General features: G+C 41.9%; 25 protein-coding genes. 10 read left to right on the top strand and 15 right to left on the bottom strand.

What is annotated here, in order from left to right:
- Window positions 1-31: 31 nt before the first annotated feature.
- The 11 genes from PHAL_RS0119280 to PHAL_RS0119230 form a co-directional block, all read right to left on the bottom strand.
- Window positions 32-304: an HPr family phosphocarrier protein gene (locus tag PHAL_RS0119280; RefSeq protein WP_016710077.1), complete on the bottom strand. Its 273-nt coding sequence runs from the start codon at window positions 302-304 to the stop codon at window positions 32-34.
- Between the two features lie 27 nt (window positions 305-331).
- A complete protein-coding gene (gene rapZ / locus PHAL_RS0119275; RefSeq protein WP_016710076.1) occupies window positions 332-1174 on the bottom strand; it encodes an RNase adapter RapZ in 843 nt (280 codons plus the stop codon).
- Window positions 1175-1351: 177 nt separating this feature from the next.
- A complete protein-coding gene (gene ptsN / locus PHAL_RS0119270; protein ID WP_016710075.1) occupies window positions 1352-1804 on the bottom strand; it encodes a PTS IIA-like nitrogen regulatory protein PtsN in 453 nt (150 codons plus the stop codon).
- 4 nt (window positions 1805-1808) lie between these two features.
- Window positions 1809-2096, bottom strand: a complete 288-nt coding sequence (gene hpf / locus PHAL_RS0119265; protein WP_016710074.1) for a ribosome hibernation promoting factor — start codon at window positions 2094-2096, stop codon at window positions 1809-1811.
- A 28-nt stretch (window positions 2097-2124) separates the two neighbouring features.
- Window positions 2125-3621 (bottom strand): RNA polymerase factor sigma-54, encoded by a 1497-nt coding sequence (locus tag PHAL_RS0119260; RefSeq protein WP_016710073.1) that lies wholly within the window; start codon window positions 3619-3621, stop codon window positions 2125-2127.
- A gap of 66 nt (window positions 3622-3687) precedes the next feature.
- A complete protein-coding gene (gene lptB, locus PHAL_RS0119255) occupies window positions 3688-4413 on the bottom strand; it encodes an LPS export ABC transporter ATP-binding protein (RefSeq protein WP_016710072.1) in 726 nt (241 codons plus the stop codon).
- Window positions 4410-4943, bottom strand: a complete 534-nt coding sequence (gene lptA, locus PHAL_RS0119250) for a lipopolysaccharide transport periplasmic protein LptA (protein ID WP_016710071.1) — start codon at window positions 4941-4943, stop codon at window positions 4410-4412. Before lptA ends, lptB begins: the two co-directional genes overlap by 4 nt.
- The gene (gene lptC / locus PHAL_RS0119245; RefSeq protein ID WP_016710070.1) at window positions 4933-5487 is read right to left on the bottom strand and encodes an LPS export ABC transporter periplasmic protein LptC; all 555 of its coding nucleotides are present in this window, start codon (window positions 5485-5487) and stop codon (window positions 4933-4935) included. Before lptC ends, lptA begins: the two co-directional genes overlap by 11 nt.
- On the bottom strand, window positions 5484-6035 hold the full coding sequence (gene kdsC, locus PHAL_RS0119240) for a 3-deoxy-manno-octulosonate-8-phosphatase KdsC (protein ID WP_016710069.1): 552 nt from the start codon (window positions 6033-6035) through the stop codon (window positions 5484-5486). The genes lptC and kdsC overlap by 4 nt, the downstream gene beginning before the upstream one ends.
- On the bottom strand, window positions 6035-7006 hold the full coding sequence (locus PHAL_RS0119235; RefSeq protein WP_016710068.1) for a KpsF/GutQ family sugar-phosphate isomerase: 972 nt from the start codon (window positions 7004-7006) through the stop codon (window positions 6035-6037). The genes kdsC and PHAL_RS0119235 overlap by 1 nt, the downstream gene beginning before the upstream one ends.
- A 24-nt stretch (window positions 7007-7030) precedes the next feature.
- Complete coding sequence (locus PHAL_RS0119230) at window positions 7031-8002, bottom strand: calcium/sodium antiporter (protein ID WP_029216252.1); 972 nt, start codon at window positions 8000-8002, stop codon at window positions 7031-7033.
- Window positions 8003-8250: 248 nt separating this feature from the next.
- On the opposite strand from PHAL_RS0119230, the gene mlaF reads away from it, so the two are divergent.
- From mlaF to murA, 7 genes are read left to right on the top strand one after another with little or no spacing between them, the layout of a single operon-like run.
- Window positions 8251-9066 (top strand): phospholipid ABC transporter ATP-binding protein MlaF, encoded by an 816-nt coding sequence (gene mlaF / locus PHAL_RS0119225; RefSeq protein WP_016710066.1) that lies wholly within the window; start codon window positions 8251-8253, stop codon window positions 9064-9066.
- Window positions 9066-9845 carry a lipid asymmetry maintenance ABC transporter permease subunit MlaE gene (mlaE, locus tag PHAL_RS0119220; protein WP_016710065.1) on the top strand — a complete coding sequence of 260 codons (780 nt, stop codon included), beginning with the start codon at window positions 9066-9068 and terminating at the stop codon, window positions 9843-9845. Before mlaF ends, mlaE begins: the two co-directional genes overlap by 1 nt.
- A gap of 14 nt (window positions 9846-9859) precedes the next feature.
- The gene (gene mlaD, locus PHAL_RS0119215; protein ID WP_016710064.1) at window positions 9860-10408 is read left to right on the top strand and encodes an outer membrane lipid asymmetry maintenance protein MlaD; all 549 of its coding nucleotides are present in this window, start codon (window positions 9860-9862) and stop codon (window positions 10406-10408) included.
- 6 nt (window positions 10409-10414) lie between these two features.
- Window positions 10415-11089 carry an MlaC/ttg2D family ABC transporter substrate-binding protein gene (locus PHAL_RS0119210; RefSeq protein WP_016710063.1) on the top strand — a complete coding sequence of 225 codons (675 nt, stop codon included), beginning with the start codon at window positions 10415-10417 and terminating at the stop codon, window positions 11087-11089.
- Entirely contained in the window at window positions 11082-11375 is a 294-nt protein-coding gene (locus tag PHAL_RS0119205) for an STAS domain-containing protein (RefSeq protein WP_016710062.1), read from the top strand. The genes PHAL_RS0119210 and PHAL_RS0119205 overlap by 8 nt, the downstream gene beginning before the upstream one ends.
- Window positions 11376-11380: 5 nt before the next feature.
- Window positions 11381-11638 carry a BolA family protein gene (locus tag PHAL_RS0119200; protein ID WP_016710061.1) on the top strand — a complete coding sequence of 86 codons (258 nt, stop codon included), beginning with the start codon at window positions 11381-11383 and terminating at the stop codon, window positions 11636-11638.
- A 12-nt stretch (window positions 11639-11650) separates the two neighbouring features.
- Window positions 11651-12910 carry a UDP-N-acetylglucosamine 1-carboxyvinyltransferase gene (gene murA, locus PHAL_RS0119195; RefSeq protein WP_016710060.1) on the top strand — a complete coding sequence of 420 codons (1260 nt, stop codon included), beginning with the start codon at window positions 11651-11653 and terminating at the stop codon, window positions 12908-12910.
- Between the two features lie 39 nt (window positions 12911-12949).
- Here murA and PHAL_RS0119190 read toward each other — a convergent pair whose 3' ends face one another.
- The 3 genes from PHAL_RS0119190 to PHAL_RS0119180 form a co-directional block, all read right to left on the bottom strand.
- Window positions 12950-14032, bottom strand: coding sequence for a trypsin-like peptidase domain-containing protein (locus PHAL_RS0119190; RefSeq protein ID WP_016710059.1), 1083 nt, complete (start codon window positions 14030-14032; stop codon window positions 12950-12952).
- A 102-nt stretch (window positions 14033-14134) separates the two neighbouring features.
- Window positions 14135-15487 carry a Do family serine endopeptidase gene (locus tag PHAL_RS0119185; RefSeq protein ID WP_016710058.1) on the bottom strand — a complete coding sequence of 451 codons (1353 nt, stop codon included), beginning with the start codon at window positions 15485-15487 and terminating at the stop codon, window positions 14135-14137.
- 123 nt (window positions 15488-15610) lie between these two features.
- Window positions 15611-16054, bottom strand: a complete 444-nt coding sequence (locus PHAL_RS0119180) for a YhcB family protein (protein WP_016710057.1) — start codon at window positions 16052-16054, stop codon at window positions 15611-15613.
- A gap of 153 nt (window positions 16055-16207) precedes the next feature.
- On the opposite strand from PHAL_RS0119180, the gene zapE reads away from it, so the two are divergent.
- Window positions 16208-17299 carry a cell division protein ZapE gene (gene zapE / locus PHAL_RS0119175; protein ID WP_016710056.1) on the top strand — a complete coding sequence of 364 codons (1092 nt, stop codon included), beginning with the start codon at window positions 16208-16210 and terminating at the stop codon, window positions 17297-17299.
- Between the two features lie 67 nt (window positions 17300-17366).
- Here the strand turns inward: zapE and PHAL_RS24280 are convergent, their stop codons facing one another.
- A complete protein-coding gene (locus PHAL_RS24280; RefSeq protein ID WP_016710055.1) occupies window positions 17367-17516 on the bottom strand; it encodes a hypothetical protein in 150 nt (49 codons plus the stop codon).
- Between the two features lie 122 nt (window positions 17517-17638).
- Between PHAL_RS24280 and rplM the strand changes: the two genes are divergently transcribed.
- Together rplM and rpsI are read left to right on the top strand one after the other, a co-directional pair.
- Entirely contained in the window at window positions 17639-18067 is a 429-nt protein-coding gene (gene rplM, locus PHAL_RS0119170) for a 50S ribosomal protein L13 (RefSeq protein ID WP_002957960.1), read from the top strand.
- Between the two features lie 11 nt (window positions 18068-18078).
- On the top strand, window positions 18079-18468 hold the full coding sequence (rpsI, locus tag PHAL_RS0119165) for a 30S ribosomal protein S9 (protein ID WP_016710054.1): 390 nt from the start codon (window positions 18079-18081) through the stop codon (window positions 18466-18468).
- Window positions 18469-18738 lie beyond the last annotated feature (270 nt).

Genomic DNA, 18738 nt, shown 5'->3' with positions numbered 1-18738 from the left:
TTTAACGTAATTTTATTGTGCTGACTATGGACTATTCTTGCTCGTTAAAGCGGTGCGCAATCAGCTCTCCAATAGCAGCAAGTGCGAGTTCGGCATCGGGCCCTTCACACACAACTTTAACTTCTTTACCTTGGCTGCTTTCTAATAACATTAGGCCTAGAACACTGTCGCCAGCGGCTTGTTTGTCATCTTGGTGAAGTGTGATACTGGCATCAAACTGCACGGCTAACTGTGCTAATACACTGGCTGCGCGGGCATGTAATCCAAGTTTGTTTTTTATTAAAAATGTATCTTCTAAGCGCATCCACATTCCTTACTGTAACAGTGGTTGTTATTCTTGCTCGCGATGGCGAATTTTTACATTGCTGTGGCTCATTGAAAAGCTTTCGCCAATGGTTTGCGCTAAATAAACCGAACGATGTTGGCCACCTGTGCAGCCGATTGCAATGGTTAAATAACTGCGGTTATTACGTTCTAAGTGCGGTAACCAGGTTTGTACAAAGGTTTGGATCTGCCAAGTGAATTTTTGCACAATACTGTGGCTGGCTAAGTAATCTTTAACTGGTTGATCAAGACCTGTCAGTGGCTTTAGCTCAGGCTCCCAATGTGGGTTAGGTAAAAAGCGCGCGTCAAATACATAATCCGCTTCTTTTGGAATACCATGTTTAAAGCCAAACGATTCAAAGGTGATAATTAGCTTTTTATCTTTTTTACCTAAAATCTTTTCGCGAATCGTCTCGGCAAGTTGATGGACACTTAGATCAGTGGTATCTAACATAAAGTCAGCACGTGTTGTTAACACATCAAGTAATACTTTTTCTTGTTTGATGGCTAAATCAAGCGGCAATGAATCTAAAGAAAGTGGATGCAAACGGCGCGTTTCAGAAAAACGTTTGATCAGTGTTTGATCATCACAATCTAAATAAAATAATGTTGGATTGGCAAAGCCGGGTAAGTACTCAAGAATGTCGTTAAATTCTTCTTGTTCTTTGGGTAAGTTACGAACATCAATACTAACAGCAATTTTGTCGTAATTATCAGAGACACTACGAACTAATGAAGGCAGTAAGTTTACAGGGATATTATCGACACAATAATAACCAAGATCTTCAACTACACGCAGGGCAACCGATTTACCTGAGCCAGAGCGCCCACTGATGATGATTAACTCCATGTAAACTCTCCTTCACTTAATAGCAATTTTATTAAAAACATGATCACTCTAGCTGGTTAAATAACTCATTAACGTTATTAAAAATTATGTGTACAGAATAACTACCTGTCATAATTTTTCCTTGTTATTGAACTACTTTGTACCGCCATAATAGATCACTAACGCAAGAGGTATGACTTACGATTGCTCAACAATAACGTGATATAAATCTTGATCTGTTTTCGCGCTACGTAGTTGTTTACAAAAATCTTTGTCGTTAAGTTTATCAGCAATTGTGGCTAACGTCTTTAAATGAAGTTGACTATCACCCTCTGGTACGATGAGAGCGACAAACAGATCCACAGGGCGATTATCAATTGCGTCAAAATTAATAGGCGTTTCGCTCACTAAAATGATTGCTAGTGGATTTTCAATACCACTCATTCGACCATGAGGAATGGCAATGCCACGACCAATACCAGTACTACCTAGTTTTTCTCTAGCGAGTAATGCATCGAGGATTTCTTGTTGTGATAGCTGAGGAAGTTGTTCATGAGCCAATTGGCTGATAAATTCAATGATCCGTTTTTTGCTATTAAAAAGGACCGCAGTTTTACTGCAGTCCTGGCAAATAAGTGAGCTTAATTTCATAGTGTTAGTGTCGAGCGTGCTTCTCTTTGTGTTTGATTACTTGACGGTCGAGCTTGTCGATTAGTCCGTCAATGGCTGCATACATGTCTTGATGTTCAGTTGAAGCAAATAACTCAGCACCACTGACATGGATGGTGGCTTCTGCTTTTTGGCTTAGCTTTTCTACGTCAAGAATAACATGGACATTGTTGATGTGATCAAAATGCCTCTCAAGCTTCGCAAACTTATTGTTTACATAGTCTCTTAATGAATCAGTAATTTCTACGTGACGACCAGTTAAATTTAGTTGCATAAGCATTTTCCTTTTTTGATTTTACGCCTTAAATCAAACTCTTTCTTTGATTTGACGGTGGAATAGCCAGTGACTCGCGGTATTTTGCAATAGTCCGTCTAGCTACTTTGATACCTTGCTCTGCCAATATATCTGCAATTTTACTATCACTCAATGGTTTCGCTGAGTTTTCTGCGCTAATCAGTTTTTTGATTAGTGCGCGAATAGCTGTCGATGAGCATTCGCCGCCATTTTCAGTACTAACATGGCTTGAGAAAAAATACTTTAACTCAAAAATACCACGCGGGGTATGCATGTATTTTTGGGTAGTTACACGAGAAATTGTTGACTCATGCATCTCTACCATTTCAGCAACGTCATTGAGTACCATAGGTCGCATGGCTTCAGGGCCATGTTCAAAGAAACCTTGCTGCTGTTTTACGATGCAATTGGTTACTTTGAGCAATGTGTCATTGCGACTTTCTAGGCTTTTTATAAACCATTTAGCTTCTTGCAGATGCGAACGAATAAACTGACTATCAGTGCTCGACTTTACTGAGCGCGACATAGCTGCATATTGGCTGTTCACTCTGATTTTTGGCATGCTGTCTGGATTAAGTTCAACCACCCAGCGGCCTTTAATTTTTTTCACTGATACGTCAGGAATAACGTATTCTGACTCTTCTCGTACTATGGTATCCGCAGGCTTTGGATTTAGGCTGTGGATCAGAGTCATCACTTCTTTTAGTTCATCTTCCTTAAGCTTAGTCTTTTTCATCAAAGTGCGATAGTCGCGACTAGCTAATAAATCGATATGATCAGTTAAAATCATTTTTGTCTCATTAATCCAAGGGGTTGCCGGATCAAATTGATTTAGCTGAATACATAAACACTCTTGTAGACTGCGAGCCGCGATGCCTACAGGGTCAAATAATTGGATACGTTTTAAAACCGCTTGTACTTCGTCAAGTTCGATTTCTTCTTCGTTGTTGCCTTGATTTAAGCTCTCTACAATGTCTTCACAGCTAAGCGTTAAAATACCTGAGTCATCAATGGCCTCAACAATTGCAATGGCTATTGCTTCATCTGTAGGGCTAAATGGAGTTAGCTGTAGCTGCCACATTAAATATTCATGCAAGGTTTCTGTTGAGGCGCCTTGATATATAGATTCGTCCTCTGGCATTGGGCCTGCTGAGCTATTTGGTGCAGCGCTCATGTACTCATCCCATGTGACATCCATCGCCATTTCATCACTGAGTGTTTCTTTGGTGAGTGCTTCGCTGCTTTCTTGTTCGTATTCGCTGGGCTTGTCATCTGCTGAGGCGCTAACGGTTAAGTCGTCGTTATCTTGCTTTTGCTCATTCTTGCCCGCCGTGTCGTCTGAATACTCATGCTCTTCTAGCTCTAGTAACGGATTGCTATCTAACGCTTCTTGAATTTCTTGCTGCAGATCCAATGTGCTGAGCTGCAATAAGCGGATAGCTTGTTGCAGTTGCGGTGTCATTGTAAGTTGCTGGCCCATGCGCAGCTGGAGTGATTGCCTCATGTATCTCTAACAATCCTTTTATTGTTGTCATTGTTAAGTTTAGCAGATGCTTAGCCAAGTGTGGCTTTATAGCCTAAATTGCTCACCTAGGTAAACATCGCGAACTGTTTGGTCGGCGAGTACATGCTCAGGTGTGCCTGATGCAATTAACTCCCCATGAGAAACTATGTAGGCTTTTTCACAAACATCAAGAGTTTCTCGTACATTATGGTCGGTGATAAGCACGCCAATACCACGGTTTTTAAGGTGTTCAATAATCTTCTTTATATCTAACACTGAAATTGGATCAACACCAGCAAAAGGCTCATCTAACAAGATAAATTTTGGGTCTGCGGCTAATGCACGGGCAATTTCAACACGACGACGTTCACCGCCAGATAGAGCCATACCTTGGCTGTCCCGAATATGTTGAATGCTAAATTCATCAAGTAAGCTGTCAAGAGCTTCTTCTCTTGCTTGTTTTTTAAGGTCTTTTCGGGTCTCTAAAATAGCCATCAAATTTTGATAAACAGTCAATTTACGAAAAATTGATGACTCTTGCGGTAAGTAACCAATCCCCAAGCGAGCGCGACTATGCATTGGCAGTAAGGTGATGTCGTTGTCATCTATACTGATCTTGCCTTTGTCGCTAGGCACTAAGCCTACAATCATATAAAAGGTTGTGGTTTTACCCGCACCATTTGGGCCCAGTAAGCCAACAATGCTGCCGGCGGTAACTTCTAAGCCTACACTTTTGACAACTTGGCGACCTTTGTAGCTTTTAGCTAAAAATTCAGCTTTTAATGTACTCATGGCTGGCCTTTAGATTTGTCTTTTTTGTTACTTACCGGTACTAAAATAGTGTGCACGCGATCATTTGAGCTTTCGCCTTTTTCGGCGCTGATAAGCTGTTGGTCCATGTCGTAGGTAATGCTTTTAGCATTAATTTTTTGCCCTGCTTGAGTAACCTGCGCATCGCCAATTAAGGTTAAGTAGCGCTTGGCAACGTCGTAACGAACTTCTTTAGCGCTGGCGCTCATAATTGTGCCATCAGCTTGTTTTTCTTCAAAATAAGCTGGACTTCCTGTGGCTACAAGCAGTTGTTTATTGTCGCCTAAGTCTTCACGTTTGTGTACTTCAAGGCGATCAGCTTTAATACGGCGGTTACCATGAATAATTTCAACGTTGTTTTCAAAAATACCGATGTTATCTTTTAACTGGGCAAGTTGTTTGTCTGCACTGATCGATACTTGGTCCGCAGGTGGTAAATTAGTCTCAGCAAAGCTTGCAAAGGCCATGAATAAGCTTGGTATAACAAGCAAGTGAGCAAATTTATTGGTCATAATATATGGTTCGCGTATGGTTAATTAGTTCTACCACTTCGGCTTTTAAGTCGGCATTGAGGCCGCGCCCAGTGATCTTTAAATTTGGCCCAATCAATTCTACAGGTTGTTCAGAGCTCATGGTTTGTAGTTCAATATCAACCTGAATGTTATCTGCATTGATGTGCTCAATCATGGCATTGTTGGTCAGGTTTTTAGCCACCACATTGCCTTCTAAAATTAATTGATGGTTTTCATATAAAGTGGCTTCGTTTGCATTAATTTGCCACGTTTGTTGTTGATTATATAAAGTAAAAATAGGTTGCTCAAAGTAAGTGAAGCCTAACTGTTGATAGAGCTCCATTTTTGCAGCGGTTACTTTGTGGCTAATTTTACCTTGTTCATCAAATGCTGTTTGTTTTAATGCTACGGCAGTGTAATCGGGTTTTGCTATTATATCTTCTTGGTTTTGTGGTGCATTTGTTGGCTGATTAAAATAGGGAAACCACAACCACACCATGCAAGCGACGAACAATACGCATAATATTAAACGCGCACTATTCATGAGCTAGTCCCTTCGCTTGTTAGTGACTTACCATTTTCAAGCATCAATAAATCAGTGAGCTCACGCACTGCACCAAAACCACCTGGTAGCATGGTTGTATAATGCGAGATGCGTTTGATGAGCGGGTGTGCATCATTCACTGCTACAGCAAAACCGACTAATTCCATAACCGGCATATCTGGTCCATCGTCACCTATATAGGCTATTTGCTCATCTGTTAACTGCAATTTATTTTTGAGCTGTTGATAAGCTTGCAACTTGTTTTCTTGACCTTGATAAATATGCTCTACAGTCAGGCTAGTCATTCGTTGCTGAACTATCTGTGAATGACGACCAGTGATCACTGCCACTTCAAAGCCACTGTTGATTAAGGCTTTAATGCCAAAACCATCTTTAGTATTAAAGGCTTTGAGTTCTTCACCATGATTACCTAAGTAAATACGGCCATCTGAAAATACACCATCGATGTCGCAAATAAGCAGTTTAACTTTTTGCGCGCGACTACGGGCATCATCACTAAGCGGCTGGTATAAATCAGCAAACTGCATTATAAAACTCCTGCTTTGAGCAAGTCTTGCATGTTGAGTGCACCAATAGGGTGTTGATTATCGTCAATCACAATTAAGCCGTTGATACGCTTATTTTCCATAATATTGAGTGCCTCTGCTGCCAACATATCAGCGCTTGCTGTAGTACAAGAGCGGGTCATTACTTCGCTGATTAAGGTGCTATGAATATCGACCCGCTGCTCTAAAATGCGGCGTAAGTCACCATCAGTAAATAATCCTGCAAGTTGGTTGCTATCATCAACAATGGCGGTCATCCCTAATCCTTTGGCTGACATTTCAATTAATGCATCTTTAATACATTGTTTATCATTAATGATAGGTGTTGCAGTCCCCGTGTGCATAATATCTTTTAAGCATAGCAGTAGGCGTTTGCCTAAGCTGCCACCTGGGTGCGATAATGCAAAGTCGTCGGCGGTAAAGCCGCGGGTCTCTAACAAGGCAACGGCCATAGCATCACCCATTGCAAGCATTGCAGTAGTGCTTGCTGTAGGGGCTAGTCCTAATGGGCAGGCTTCTTGACTTACTTTTGTACACACATGGGCATCTGCCCAATTCGCCATTGACGATGCAGGGTTTCCAGTAATGGCAATCATTTTTGCGCCAATTCGTTTGATTACTGGAATGATATTCAGTACTTCGCTGGTTTCACCAGAGTTTGATAACAGCATGACGACATCATCGCGGGTTATCATTCCTAAATCGCCGTGGCTTGCTTCACCGGGATGAACAAAAAACGCAGGTGTACCTGTACTTGCCAATGTTGCTGCAATTTTATTACCGATATGACCTGATTTTCCCATGCCAACAACAATGATCCTGCCATGACATTGATATATCAGCTGGCAAGCTTGATTAAAGTTTTCGTCTAGGTATTGGGCTATCTCAGTTAGTGCTTGGCGCTCGATATCGAGTACCCGCTTACCTTGTTCAATAAAATTTAACTGCGTCATGTGTTGTCCATTTTTTGAGTAGCATTAAGCAACTTGGTTGAAAATATAACCTTGATAGATTAAAAACGCGACCAATAAAAGGCCACCTTCAACGCGGTTAATGCGTCTTGTGCCTCTAAAACTCAAAGACATAGCAATCAATGCTATGGTGGCACCAATCATAATTAATGCATCACGGTTTGCCGCGGATGGATCGATAATTGATGGGTTGATAATACCAGCCAGCGGCAATACCGCTAAGATGTTAAAGATATTAGAGCCGACGATATTACCCAGTGCTAAATCATCTTCTTTTTTCAATACTCCAGCAATACAGGCAGCAAGCTCTGGTAAGCTGGTACCAACGGCAATAATGGTTAAGCCGATAACCAGATCACTTAAGCCGAAGAATTTGGCAATATCAACCGCTGAACCAACTAAGAAGTGCGAGCTAATAGGTAACACAATCATGCCAATAATGAGCCAAAATAACGCTGATTTAGTTGATACGTTATCTGGGACGTCTTCACAGGCTTCGCTGACAAAAGGGTCATCAGCTTGGTTTTTTGCGCGAATAGAAATAACAATTAAACCTGCAATAAAGACAACAAAGCCAATAATTAATGCAACACCCTCAGCAAATGAAAAGTAGTTATCGGAAAACACATACCAAGCAGCAATCGAAACTAATAATACTAACGGCATTTCACGCTTTAGGGTCATTGATGACACCGAAAGTGGACGTAACAGCGCGGTAATACCTAAAACAAGTAAAATATTAGTGATATTTGATCCTACCGCATTACCTACTGCGGTGTCGGTTTTACCTGCCAGAGCCGCTGAGGCAGAGACCATCATTTCAGGCGCTGACGAGCCCATTGCAACTACGGTTAAACCAACAATAAGTGTAGGGACACCGAAATTTTTTGCCAGTGCTGCTGCACCGTAAACAAAACGATCTGCACTCCACACAAGAGCTGCAAACCCGAAAATTAAAATGACAAAAGAAGTCACCATTATGTTACGCCAATTATTCAAAATGAGATGGCTGCAAATAGTAACAAAAGCGAACCTGAAAGTATAAATAAAAGAATCAGGTCAACTTGTTGTATTGATTTTGCTTAATAGAATTTTTTTAAGCGCCTGTTAAGCCTGCTGCTGTAAGGTTTTGGCTGTTATTACATAGAATATTACAAAATTTTACGATTTGTTTTTTCCATCTTGCTGTAAAAACGCTTAAAATAGGGGAACTAGTGAAAATAGTAATGGAGAGCGGCTTGTCGCAACCAATAGTAGAAATCAAGGATGTAAGCTTTTCTCGAGGCAATCGCAGCATATATAAAAATATGAGCTTTAGTGTTCCTAAAGGGAAAATTACGGCGATCATGGGACCAAGCGGAATTGGTAAAACCACCATGCTGCGTTTAATTGGTGGCCAATTAAAACCAGATAGCGGTACTATTTTATTCGAAGGCAACAACATTCCTACCATGTCCCGTAAAGAGCTTTATGCGGCACGTACCAAAATGAGTATGTTATTCCAAAGCGGCGCATTATTTACCGATATGTCGGTGTTTGACAATATCGCTTTTCCGCTGCGTGAACACACTCGTCTCAGTGAAGATTTGATCCGTCTTGTGGTGCTCATGAAACTACAAGCCGTTGGCCTACGTGGCGCTCAGGATTTAATGCCTTCTGAGCTCTCTGGCGGAATGGCGCGTCGCGCTGCATTAGCGCGTTCTATTGCACTTGATCCTGATTTAATTATGTATGATGAGCCGTTTGCAGGCCAAGATCCGATTTCAATGGGGGTGTTGGTTAAATTAATTAAGTCACTTAACCAAGTGCTTGGTTTGTCATCGCTAATTGTCACCCATGATGTAACCGAAGTAATGAGTATTGCTGATCACGTTATTATTATTGCAGAGCAAGGCGTTATTGGTAGCGGTACACCAGATGAAATGCGTCATCATGAGTCACCGCTTGTACAGCAGTTCTTAAAAGGGTTATCTGATGGCCCTGTGCCATTTCATTTCCCTGCGCAACCTTACCAGCAAGAGTTACTGGGAGGGCGCCGCTAATGTTAGATTTTTTGCAAATGTTAGGTCATAAAGCATTAGGTCGTTTTGCGGCGCTTGGCCGTTCGACACAAATGTTGTTTGGCGCGTTATGCCATTTACCTAACTTTAGAAAAGGTACCCCGTTACTGGTTCGTCAATTATATATGGTTGGTTCGCAGTCATTATTGATTATCATGGTATCGGGCTTATTTATTGGTATGGTGTTAGCGTTACAGGGCTACACTGTGCTGGTTGGCTATGGGGCAGAAGACAGCTTAGGGCCGTTAGTGGCATTGAGTTTATTGCGAGAGTTAGGGCCGGTAGTCACCGCGTTATTATTTGCTGGACGAGCAGGGAGTGCGTTGACTGCAGAAATAGGTTTAATGAAAGCAACTGAGCAGTTATCTAGCCTTGAAATGATGGCGATTGATCCTCTTAAACGTATTATTGCACCGCGCTTTTGGGCAGGTTTTATCAGTATGCCATTGTTAGCATTAATATTTTCTGCTGTTGCAATTATTGGTGCTCACTTAGTTGGCGTTGATTGGCTAGGCGTTGATACAGGCAGTTTTTGGTCAATCATGCAGTCGCAAGTGTCATTCCAGCAAGATATTTTAAATGGCATGATCAAAAGTTTTGTATTTGCCATCGTGGTTACATGGATAGCACTTTATAAAGGTTATGATTGTATACCGACCTCTGAAGGGATCAGTAAAGCAACAACAGAGACGGTAGTACACTCTTCTTTGGCTGTTTTAGGGTTTGATTTTATTTTGACAGCGGTAATGTTTACCAGCTAATAAAGGTATAAAAAATGAATTCACGGAAATTGGAAATTTTAGTTGGTTTTTTTGTTGCGTTAGGTATTGCTGCATTTGCAATGTTGGCGTTAAAAGTGGCCAATGCAGGGATCAGCGGTAATGGCGAAACGTATTTATTAAAAGCCAAATTTGAAAATATTGGTTCGTTAAAGGCGCGTGCGCCAATCAAAGTGGGTGGGGTTGTAGTTGGTCGAGTTGAGTCGATTTCAATTCATCCGCAAGAATTTGTGCCAGTTGTTGATATGACGATTGATGCGCAATATCAATGTCGTTTTTCAGACACCAGCTCAGTGTCAATTTTGACCTCAGGTATTTTAGGTGAGCAGTACCTAGGTATTAACCCTGTTATTGCGCCGAAGTCGGCTGAGCAAGCTTGTTTCGGTGTAGCAGTCACCAGTGATGATAAAGATTTAGGTTTAGATGAGCTATTTGGTGTTGAAAGCAAAGCCTTAAAAGATGGCGACTATATCACGGACACTAAATCTGCATTGGTGCTTGAAGAGTTAATCGGGCAGTTTTTATTCAATCAAGGCGGCGAGTAAATAATTATGTTTAAACAATTTTTAATGATAGTGGCGCTTACTTTCAGCGCTATCAGTATTGCAAGTGAGCCGGTTGACTTAAAAGACCCTTACAAAATGGTACGCCAAGTTTCAGATAATACGTTTCAGCGCATTACGCGTGACCAGCCTTTAATTGAAAAAGACAAAGAGCATTTACGGGTGATCGTAAAAGAAGAGCTAATGCCGTATATAGATTATAAATATGCTGCACTTCGGGTGTTAGGTAGCCATGTTTCTAAAGTTCGCTCAATTAAAGATCCTGCAGAGCAAAAACAAGCGGTTGAAGACATTAAACGCTTTATTGATGTGTTTCAAGAATATTTAATTGCAACGTATGCTGGTGTGTTTACCCAATACACAAACCAAAAAGTAGAGTTTGGCCCAAGTAAAGAGTTTGCTGGACAAGATTTAGTATTAGTAAAAACAAAAATCATTGAGCCGGGTAAGCCAGAAATTAAAATTGATTTTAAAGTGCGTGAAGACCGCGATGGCGAATGGCGTGCTTATGACATGGTTGCTGAGGGCATTAGCTTATTAGATGCAAAGCAAAGTGAATTCCAAGGTATTTTACGCCAACAAGGCATTGACCATGTAAGTAATCTACTTGAACAGAAAAGTAAGTTACCAGTGCAATTTAGAGGCGAAGGCGGTAATGAGTAAAGTGACGGTTACTCAGCTCAATGAACAGCAATTTCGAGTCAGTGGTGAATTGACTCGAAATTCAATTTCTGCTGAACGACTTCTGAATAAAACACCACAAAGTGACCATAAAACATGGTATTTTGACCTTTCTGAGGTGTCTAGGGTTGACACGGCGGGCTTAGCTTGGTTAATTCACTCTTTCGCAGAATTAAAGCAGCAAGGTATTCACCTTGAATTGCAAAATATTCCTGAGCAATTGCAAAAATTGATGCAGTTGGGACAGGTTACAAACCTATTTGAGTGAGAGTTATGCAAACGAGCCAGGTCGAAACCCTATTACGCGACGAACTACAATTAGCTGAAGTACATGTAAAAGCCAATGGTAGCCATTATGAAGTCATCGCAGTTGGTGATTGCTTTGATGGTTTGAGCCGTGTGAAAAAACAACAGCTAGTGTATGGGCCGTTAATGAATACTATTTCTGATGGTACAATCCATGCGGTGTCGATTAAAGCCTTTACACCGACTGAGTGGAAGCGCGAACAAAAATTCATTTTACCTCAATAAAAAGGTTTCCTCATGGATCAATTTGTAATTCAGGGTGGAACCGGACTTGCCGGTGAAGTCACTATTTCAGGCGCTAAAAATGCTGCGCTGCCCATCCTCTTTGCCGCTTTACTTGCGGATGGCAAAAGTACCTTTAACAATGTGCCTCGTTTACGTGATATTGGGACTACTGAAGCGTTATTAAAAACCCTTGGCGCAGAAACCCAATGGCATGGTGAGCAGCTTGTTATTGATGGTGGCAAAGTAGATAAAACACTCGCTCCTTATGAACTTGTTAAGCAAATGCGTGCATCGGTATTAGCTTTAGGGCCTTTGGTTGCGCGTTTTGGTCAAGCGCAAGTATCGTTGCCTGGAGGCTGTGCAATTGGCGCACGTCCTGTTGATATTCATATTCAAGGCTTAGAGCGCATGGGCGCGGTAATAAGTGTTGAGAATGGTTACATTAATGCCAAGGTTGACGGGCGTTTAAAAGGCGCTGAAATATACATGGAAATGGTTAGCGTTGGCGCAACGGAAAACTTATTGATGGCCGCTACTTTGGCCGATGGTAAAACTGTATTAGAAAATGCCGCTCGTGAACCAGAGATCATTGATTTAGCTGTGTGCTTAACCGCTATGGGCGCAAAAATTACAGGTGCGGGCACCAGCCGTATTGAAATTGAAGGTGTTGAAAAACTCCATGGTTGTGAACACCGTATTTTACCGGATCGCATTGAAACCGGTACTTTCTTGGTGGCTGCAGCGATGGCGGGTGGTGAAGTGCTGTGTAAACTTACTGATTTTCACAGCCTAGAGCCTGTGATTGAAAAGCTGCGCGCCACTAATGCGTTAATTGAAGTACACGACGACAGCATTTACCTTGATATGCGCGGCCGTGAACTCAAAGCCGTAAATATCAAAACCATGCCACACCCAGGCTTTCCTACTGATATGCAAGCTCAATTTACCGCGTTAAATGTGGTTGCTAATGGTAGTGCGACAATCACTGAGACGATTTTTGAAAACCGCTTTATGCATGTACCTGAGTTACAGCGTATGGGTGCTAATATTCGTTTAGAAGGCAATACCGCTATCTGTGGTGACACTAAAAGCCTAACTGGTGCGCAAGTGATGGCAACAGACTTACGTGCTTCAGCGAGTTTGATTTTAACGGGGATAGTAGCGCAGGGTGAAACGGTTGTTGATCGTATCTATCATGTTGATCGTGGCTATCAACGCATTGAAGATAAACTCAGTGCATTAGGTGCCAATATCAAACGTAGAAGTAGTTAATAGCCTAGAACCTAGGTCCTAGCTTCTAGGCCCTAGGTTTTATAGTTTAGTCTCAAGCTCTGCCACTTTAACCATCACTTTCAATATTTCACCATTGCGATAAAGCTCAAACTCAATTTCATGGCCGGGCTCTGAATTACCAATAATATTTAAGGTCTTTTGTGGGTTAGTGACATTTTCGCCTGCAATTTTTACCACTATGTCTTGCTCTTTGATCCCCGCTTGCCACGCAGGGCCTAATGGATCAAGGTTGGTTATACGCAGACCAGCCACTGGCGTATAGTTATCACTGACCTCTTTACCTGTGCTATCAACAGCGGTACCCGTGAAACCTAGATAGCCGCGTACAACACGTCCATGACGGATCAGTTTATCCATTACTTCTTTGGCTAACGAGTAAGGAACTGCAAAGAATATTCCTTGAATATCTAAGTTCTCCCGGGTTTTAAATTGTGCGGAGGTGATGCCAACGAGATCGCCGTTAGAATTGACCAGTGCGCCGCCTGAATTGCCAACATTGATTGCGGCATCCATTTGTAACAGGCTGTTGTAGGGGCTGTCGGTAATTTTTTGTTTTCCCGTTGCACTGATGATCCCTTGGGTGATGGTTTGTCCTAAATTAAGCGGGTTACCAATTGCAAGGACGACATCGCCAACTCGTGGTATAAAACGGTCGCTGATCGGGATCACTGGCAAGTGCTCTACATTAATTTTTAATAATGCTAGGTCGGTGATGGTATCAAAGCCGATCAGCTGCACATCAAAATAACGACGGCCATCAGTGAGTAGCACCATAATTTGGTCAGCGTTATTGATCACATGATAGTTAGTTAGAATATAGCCATCACTTGACATGATCACGCCTGAGCCAAGTTCTTGCACGGTATTTTGCCGTTTGTAGCGTGGCTCTTTTGAAATGCTTTCAGAAATGATAGTTACAACCGAAGGTGCGGCGCGTTGCACTGCATCAGCAAAGCTCAGGTGATTAACACTCATGGCGCTTGGCAGTGGGACATTGGGTAGTAAGGTTGCACGCATATTTGGGCTAAAAAAAACGACCAAAAAGGCGATGCCGAGTCCGGCAAACAGCGGAGGAAGGACAAACTTAAAGAATTTCAGCACAATTTTCTTATTCTTAGTGAGCAATCTGGTAATGATGGCACAAAAAAAATAGCAGCGGCAAGTGCCACTGCTATTTTTTATGTCATTTGTGCAATATTTACTTTATTGAATTAAAACAAATACTGACTCACGACCACGTTGTACCCCAAGTACTATGTTTCCTTTGGTATTCTCAATGATCTTATTCATATCATGAATTGTTGCAACGCGCTGGCGATTGACCTGCATAATAACATCACCTTCTTCAAGACCGACTCTTGCTGATGGTGAACGTGGGTCAACAGTTGTTACTTCGACGCCTTTTGCTCCGTTTTTCTGGGTGTTCTCAAGCGTGGCTCCTTGGAATGCAGGGTGAAGTTCATCCCCTGCGGCAGTGAGGCCTGATGCGCCATCAAGTGTCACTTTAACCGTTTGTACTTTGCCATCGCGGTAAATTCCCAGTTTAACTTTTTTACCTTCACCTAAGGTAGCAATTTTACTGCGTAGTTCGTGGAAGCCACTGATTTCGCTACCATCAATGCTAATAATTACGTCACCGGCTTTGATGCCTGCTTTACTTGCAGCAGAATCATCCATCACTTGCATGACGTAAGCACCTTGTTTTACATCTAGCTTTTGCGCTTTGGCAAGGCCTGCGTCAAGTGGACGGCCAGAAATACCTAATGAGCCACGACGTACCTCGCCATGCTCAATAATTTGATCAACTAGGTTTTTCATCATATTAGATGGGATGGCAAAGCCAATGCCCACATTACCACCAGAGGCACCTAAAATAGCAGTGTTAATGCCGATTAGCTCACCGTTGAGATTAACGAGTGCACCACCAGAGTTACCTTGATTTATCGCGGCGTCAGTTTGAATAAAGTCTTCATAGCCTTCAATATTTAAGCCGCTGCGGCCAAGCGCACTGACAATACCTGATGTTACGGTATGGCTTAAACCAAAAGGATTACCAATAGCAACGGCAAAATCACCCACGCGCAGTTGATCTGAATTAGCCAGCTTTACGGCTACTAAGTCTTCAGCATCAATTTGCAATAGGGCGATATCTGACTCTTTATCGCTGCCGATTTTAGTTGCTTCATATTCGCGGCCATCTTCAAGAGTCACTAGCATTTTTTCTGCGTCTTGAACTACATGATTGTTAGTCACTACGTAGCCTTCTTTAGCATCAATAATAACCCCTGATCCTAAACCACTAAATTCACGTTTTTGACTGCGTGGTTGCGGGTTGCCAAAAAAGAAATCAAGCGGATCGGCGCGACGACGAACTTCTTTTGAGCCGGATACTTGGATGCTGACAACGCCCGGTGTTATTTGTTCTAGCATAGGCGCTAACGTTGGTAATTGTTGACCATTAACAGCGATAGGCATTTTTGCCATTGATACAGCAGGGGCCAATAATAAGCTGGTAGATAACATTGCTGCACTGATTAACGATAGTTTCATTTTCATAGTCAGGGTTTACTCCACATCACAGGAAAAAGCACAAACAAAAAAGGCTGCATGTAAGCAGCCTTTTCGAATTTAAATATAAAGCTGTTACATTTAAAGACTATGGGGTCAAAAAAAAGTTCATCAAGATACTTTAGAATGTTCTGAAACTTTATTTTCACCAGCAAATAATCCTGAAGTACCGGCTACATAGTCAGAAGGTTGTGCGTGTGCTGATGAACGATCACTTTGACGCTCTTTTAATGAACGTTGTAATTGCTCTGTCGTTTCTTTTGAGAAGAATGGTTCTGCAGGGTGTTGTTTTTTGTCAGTCAACAGTAGCTTATTTGTTTCATCAACATGATTTAATAATTGATCATAGTTGTCTTTCATTTTGCTAACTAACTTACTGGTACTTGCTAAGTGATCTGCAACGTCTTGGCGATATTGCTCCAAGGCATTTTTAGCTTGTTCAGCTTGTTGTTCCAGCTCATCTTGTTTAAATTGCTTTTTGGTTACAAATGCACCTAGGAAAAAAGCCGCCACTGCCACAATAATAATAATGCCGATCCAAGTAACTGTGCCCATAAATTCTACCCCTTTGGGAATTAATACGTAAAAAATAAAAATAACGCCTAAATTGCGTATTCAATAATAAATCCTGTTGTTGCTAATATACCCCGAGTTACGATGCGTGTTAACATATTGCGTAAATTAAACCGTGTTTTATTGTAACTATCTATGACTCCTTGGCAAAAATATCAACAAGATTTACAACGCGATGACTTTGTTTACGATGCCGCGCAAGAAAATGCCGTGCGTCACTTACAAAGACTCTTTGATGACTTAACAGCTCCAAAGCCTGCCGCTAAAGGTTGGTTTTCTAAGCTCTTTAATAATAAAGATAGCACGCCACCTATAAAAGGTTTGTATTTTTGGGGTGGGGTAGGTCGTGGTAAAACATACTTAGTTGATACCTTTTATGAAGCGCTACCTGGCAAGCGAAAGATGCGTGTGCATTTTCATCGCTTTATGCACCGAGTTCATGATGAGTTAAAGAAATTAGATAAAACAGCGAATCCACTTGAAGTTGTTGCGGATATTTTAAAAACCGAAACTGACATTATTTGTTTTGATGAGTTTTTTGTTCAAGATATCACCGATGCTATGCTACTTGGTGGTTTAATGGAGGCCTTATTTGAGCGAGGCATAGTATTAGTTGCTACATCGAATATCGTACCTGATGAGTTATACCGTAATGGCCTGCAACGCGCCCGTTTTTTACCTGCCATTAAGTTGGTCAATGAAAACACAGTGATTGTGAACGTAGATTCGGGGATTGATTACCGGTTACGTACTTTAGAGCAAGCAGAGATATTCCACAGCCCACTCGATGCGCAAGCGGATAAAAACTTATTTGAATATTTTGATAAATTATCGCCAGAGCCGGGCGTACTTGATAAATCAATTGAGATTGAAGGGCGGATGATCAAAACACGTAAAGTGTCAGATTGTATTGTAATGTTTGATTTTCCAGAGCTTTGCGAAACCGCCCGTAGTCAAGTGGACTACATGGAGATCAGCCGTCTTTATAACACCGTGATCTTATCTAACGTAAAGCAGCTCGGGCAAAGTAATGATGATGCTGCACGCCGTTTTATTGCGTTGGTAGATGAGTTTTACGAACGCCACGTAACATTAATTATCTCTGCTGAGAAACCGATCACTGAGCTTTACACGCAAGGTAACCTTAACTTCGAGTTCAAGCGCTGCATTAGCCGATTACAAGAAATGCAGTCACTAGAGTATTTAGCAAGAGAGCATTTGGCTTAGTCTGAGCCGTCAGCCGTCAGTTTAAGACAAATTCGTCTTTACACGAAAGTTGCAGCGGGCAAATTTTCTAGCTGATAGCTGATAGCTGATAGCTGATAGCTGATAGCTGATAGCTGATAGAAGAAATTTCTTGCGGAAAAAACAACCGTCGAGTAGCAATGTGGTAAAAGTGCTGGTATACTCCCGCGTCTGCCACGTTGCGTTCTATTGCCTTCATCAGATTAGCCTCTTTTGAATGGCGCTAAAGTCTTAAACTCGAAGGGGTTGGAGCAAACATTTAGAGCGGTAATTAATAATAATTACCTGTGGTTTTAATTGAAAAACATTGGATTTTTATAAATGAAAACGTTTGTTGCTAAACCAGAAACAGTAAAACGTGACTGGTACGTAGTTGACGCTGAAGGTAAAACTTTAGGTCGCATCGCTACTGAAATCGCTCATCGCCTACGCGGTAAGCACAAAGCTGAGTACACTCCACACGTAGATACTGGTGATTACATCATCGTTATCAACGCGGAGAAAGTTACTGTAACTGGTAACAAGTTCAAAGATAAAGTGTACTATGCTCACTCTGGTTTCCCAGGTGGTCTTAAGTCTACTACTTTTGATAAACTTCAAGCTGCAAAGCCTGAAATGATCATCGAGAAAGCTGTTAAGGGCATGTTGCCACGTGGTCCTTTAGGCCGCGCAATGTACCGTAAACTTAAAGTTTACGCGGGTACTGAGCACAACCATGCTGCACAACAGCCTCAGGTTCTAGACATTTAAGGAGCACTAACATGGCAAATCAATACTACGGTACAGGTCGTCGTAAAAGTTCAAGTGCTCGCGTATTCTTACGCCCAGGCACTGGTAACATCGTAATCAACAATCGCTCTTTAGAAGAGTATTTTGGTCGCGAAACAGCACGCATGGTTGTTCGTCAAGCTCTAGGGCTTGTTGATATGACTGAAAAGTTTGATCTTTACATCACCGTTGCTGGTGGTGGTACTACTGGTCAAGCTGGTGCTATCCGTCACGGTATCACTCGTGCACTTATGGAGTTTGACGAGTCACTACGTCCACAACTTCGTAAAGCAGGTTTCGTTACTCGTGATGCACGTAAAGTTGAACGTAAGAAAGTGGGTCTTAAGAAAGCGCGTAAGCGTCCACAGTTCTCAAAACGTTAATATTTACGTTATCAAGAATTCAAAAACCCAGCCTCGGCTGGGTTTTTTGTTTTTGCGGCTATAAAAGTTAGCGATAAGCCTTGAGTTTTATATGGTGGTATTATTTAATCTTGAAAAACTCGCAACTCGCAACTCGCAACTCGCAACTCAACTCGTCGCAACTCGCAACTCGCAACTCGCAACTCGCAACTCGCAACTCGCAACTCGCAACTCGCAACTCGCAACTCGCAACTCGCAACTCGCAACTCGCAACTCGCGCTCTCTATAAGT

The organism is Pseudoalteromonas haloplanktis ATCC 14393, assembly GCF_000238355.1.
Classification (GTDB): domain Bacteria; phylum Pseudomonadota; class Gammaproteobacteria; order Enterobacterales; family Alteromonadaceae; genus Pseudoalteromonas; species Pseudoalteromonas haloplanktis.
Note: the sequence above shows the minus strand (reverse complement) of the source record. Positions and strands in the feature narration are given on the sequence as shown.